The sequence below is a fragment of the Nocardioides sp. genome (assembly GCF_035503875.1).
GTDB lineage: Bacteria > Actinomycetota > Actinomycetes > Propionibacteriales > Nocardioidaceae > Nocardioides.
The window spans coordinates 1-3,256 of sequence record NZ_DATJTA010000077.1 but is presented as its reverse complement, the minus strand read 5'-3'; the positions used below and the strand labels follow the sequence as shown (position 1 = coordinate 3,256).

Genomic DNA, 3,256 nt, shown 5'->3' with positions numbered 1-3,256 from the left:
GTCCTCGCCGAGATGCGAGAGCATGAGCCCGGCCGACAGCACGGCCCCGGCCGGGTTAGCCCGCCCCGTTCCGGCAATGTCGGGCGCCGAGCCGTGCACCGGCTCGAACACCGACGGGCCGGTCAGGTCCGGGTTCAGGTTGCCGCTCGGGGCCAGGCCAAGACCCCCGGTCAGCGCCGCGCCGAGGTCGGACAGGATGTCGCCGAACAGGTTGTCGGTCACGATCACGTCGAAACGCTTCGGGTCGTCGACCATCCACAGGCACGCGGCGTCGACGTGCGCGTAGCTGAGCTCGACGCCCTCCTCGGCCGCGACCGTGCGGGCCAGCCGGTGCCACAGGTCCCCGGCGTGGGTGAGCACGTTGGTCTTGTGCACCAGCGTGAGACGCCCCGACCGCCGGGCCGCCAGCCCGGCCGCGTACCTGATGCAGCGCCGGACGCCGGCCCAGGTGTTCAGCGACTCCTCGGTCGCGGTCTCGAACTCGGTGCCGCGGTGCACGGTGCCGCCCGCGCCCGCGTACAGGCCCTCGGTGTTCTCACGCACGATGACCAGGTCCAGGTCCTCGAGCCGATGCGCGCCAACGGCGCCGCCGACCCCGGCCCGCAGCTTCGACGGCCGCAAGTTGATGTACAGGTCAAGCTCGAACCGCAGCCGCAGCAGCAGCCCGCGCTCGAGCACGCCGGGCGGAACGTCCGGGTGGCCGACGGCGCCGAGCAGGATCGCGTCGGACTTGCGCAGCTCGTCAAGCACCTGGTCGGGGAGCACCTCGCCGGTCTTCAGGTAGTGCTCGCCACCGAGCGCGCAGGACCGCCAGTCGACCGCGAAGCCGTGCCGCGCCGCCGCCGCGTCCACGCACGCGCGCGCGACCGCAGTGACCTCGGGGCCGACGCCGTCACCGGGCAGGTGCGTGATGACGTGCGTGCGCGGCTTCCCCTCGGTTACGTCCCCGGATGCCGATGCCTCGCCCGCCATTACTCGTCCATCTCCTTCGCGGCCGAGCCGAGCCAGCTCATCATGGCCCGCAGCGGCTTGCCGACCTGCTCGATCTGGGCCGTCCTGGCCTCGGCGCGCAGCCGCTCGAAGTTCGGCCGGCCGGCGTCGTCCTCGGCCACCCACTCGCGGGCGAACTCGCCGGACTGGATGTCGGCCAGCAGCTTCGCCATGGCCTCGCGGGTCGCGTCGCTGATGACCCGCGGCCCGCGGGTGAGGTCCCCGTACTCGGCCGTGTCGCTGACCGAGTACCGCATCCAGCTCTCGCCGCCCTCGTACATGAGGTCGACGATCAGCTTGAGCTCGTGCAGGCACTCGAAGTAGGCGACCTCGGGCTGGTAGCCGGCCTTGACCAGCGTCTCGAACCCGGCGTTGACCAGGGCGGTGACCCCGCCGCAGAGCACGGCCTGCTCGCCGAACAGGTCGCTTTCCGTCTCCTCCTTGAACGTGGTGACGAGGGCGCCGGCCTTGGTGCCGCCGATCGCGGCCGCGTAGGACCTGGCCAGGTCCCAGGCCTTGCCCGTGGCGTCCTGCTCCACCGCCACGAGTACGGGCGTGCCGTGGCCCTCCTCGTACTGCCGGCGCACGAGGTGACCGGGCGCCTTCGGCGCGACCATGGCGACGTCGACGGTGTCCGGCGGGGTGATGTAACCGAAGTGAATGTTGAAGCCGTGCGCGAAGAACAACGCGTCGCCGGGCTTGAGATTCGGCTCGATCGCCTCCGCGTACAGCTTGCGCTGCGTGGTGTCGGGCGTCAGCACCATGATCACATCGGCCCACGCGCTGGCCTGCTCCGGCGTGGTCACCTCCAGCCCGGCGGCCTCTGCGCGCTTGCGGGAGCGCGAGCCCTCGGGCAGGCCGACGCGCACCGCGCAACCGGAGTCGCGCAGGCTGAGCGCGTGCGCGTGTCCCTGCGAGCCGTAGCCGAGGACGGCAATCTGGCGGCCCTGGATCAGGCTGAGGTCGGCGTCGGCGTCGTAGTAGACGGTGGCCATCGGGTAGGTCCTCTCTGCTGTTTAGTTCGAGCTGTTAATTCGGTTGGGAACGAGGTGTTCAGGCGGCTGACTCGGTCCGCTGCGGCACTGCGACGAGGCCGGGCGGCTCGTCTGTGATGACGTTGGCCCCGCGCGCGAGCGCGATGCGGCCGGTGCGGACCAGCTCGCAGGTGCCGTAGGCCTCGAGCATGAGCAGCAGCGAGTCGAGCTTCGCCGGGCTGCTCACGGCCTCCAGGACGAGGGTCGTCGGGCTCATGTCGACCACGCTCGCGCCGAAGACGCCTGCGACCTCGAGCAGCTGACCGCGGAGCGCCGGGTCGGCCTGGACCTTGATCAGCGCGAGCTCGCGCTCGACCGCGGTGCCGTCGTGCAGCTCGACCACCTTGAGTACGCGGACGAGCTTGTCGAGCTGGCTCTTGACCTGCTCGACCGGCGTGGTCGCGCCGTCCACCACGATCGTGATCCGGCTGACGCGCTCGTCGTGCGTCGGCCCGACCGCGAGCGAGGAGATGTTGAACGCCCGGCGCGAGAACAGCCCTGCGACGTGCGATAGCACGCCTGGCTTGTTCTCCACCAGGACCGACAGGGTGTGCGTGCTCATCGGATTAGCCCTTCACTTCCCGGCGCGAGGCCGCGCTCTGCTCGTCCGCGCTGAACTCCGGGCCCAGCACGATGTCGTCGTTCGGCTTGCCTGCCGGCACCATCGGGAACACGCCCTCGCGGTCGTGGGTGCGGAAGTCCACGACCACCGGCACGTCCGACGGCGCCAGCGCCTTGTCCAGTACCGCGTCGACCTCGTCGGGCCGCTCGCAGCGCAGCCCGATGCAGCCGTAGGCCTCGGCCAGCTTCACGTAGTCGGGGATGGCGGTGCCGAGCTCGACCGAGGAGTAGCGCTCGTCGTAGAACAGCTCCTGCCACTGGCGGACCATGCCGAGGAAGCCGTTGTTGAAGATCAGCACCTTGATTGGGATGTTCTCGATCGCGCACGTCGCCAGCTCCTGCGCGGTCATCTGGAAGCACCCGTCGCCGTCGATCGCGACCACCAGCTCCCCCGGCCTGCCCACCTGGGCGCCCATCGCGGCGGGCACGGCGAAGCCCATGGTCCCGGCGCCGCCGGAGTTGATCCAGCTGCGCGGCCTGGTGAACGAGTAGTGCTGGGACGCGTGCATCTGATGCTGGCCGACGCCGGCCACGATGATCGCGTCGCCGCCGGTGAGCGCAGACAGCCGCTCGGTCACGTACTGGGGCTTCAGCGGCCCGGCCGGGTCGTG

4 protein-coding genes are annotated in these 3,256 nt (G+C 70.8%); all 4 read right to left on the bottom strand.

Annotated elements, in window-relative coordinates; translation table 11 throughout:
- The coding region (locus VMF51_RS17555; RefSeq protein WP_325475751.1) for a 3-isopropylmalate dehydrogenase at nucleotides 1-972 on the bottom strand (972 nt) is incomplete at its 3' end.
- Nucleotides 972-1,985 carry a ketol-acid reductoisomerase gene (gene ilvC / locus VMF51_RS17550; RefSeq protein WP_325475750.1) on the bottom strand — a complete coding sequence of 338 codons (1,014 nt, stop codon included), beginning with the start codon at nucleotides 1,983-1,985 and terminating at the stop codon, nucleotides 972-974. The genes VMF51_RS17555 and ilvC, both read right to left, overlap by 1 nt.
- Nucleotides 1,986-2,043: 58 nt before the next feature.
- Nucleotides 2,044-2,586 carry an acetolactate synthase small subunit gene (gene ilvN, locus VMF51_RS17545; protein ID WP_325475749.1) on the bottom strand — a complete coding sequence of 181 codons (543 nt, stop codon included), beginning with the start codon at nucleotides 2,584-2,586 and terminating at the stop codon, nucleotides 2,044-2,046.
- Nucleotides 2,587-2,590: 4 nt separating this feature from the next.
- The coding region (locus tag VMF51_RS17540) for a thiamine pyrophosphate-dependent enzyme (RefSeq protein WP_325475748.1) at nucleotides 2,591-3,256 on the bottom strand (666 nt) is incomplete at its 5' end.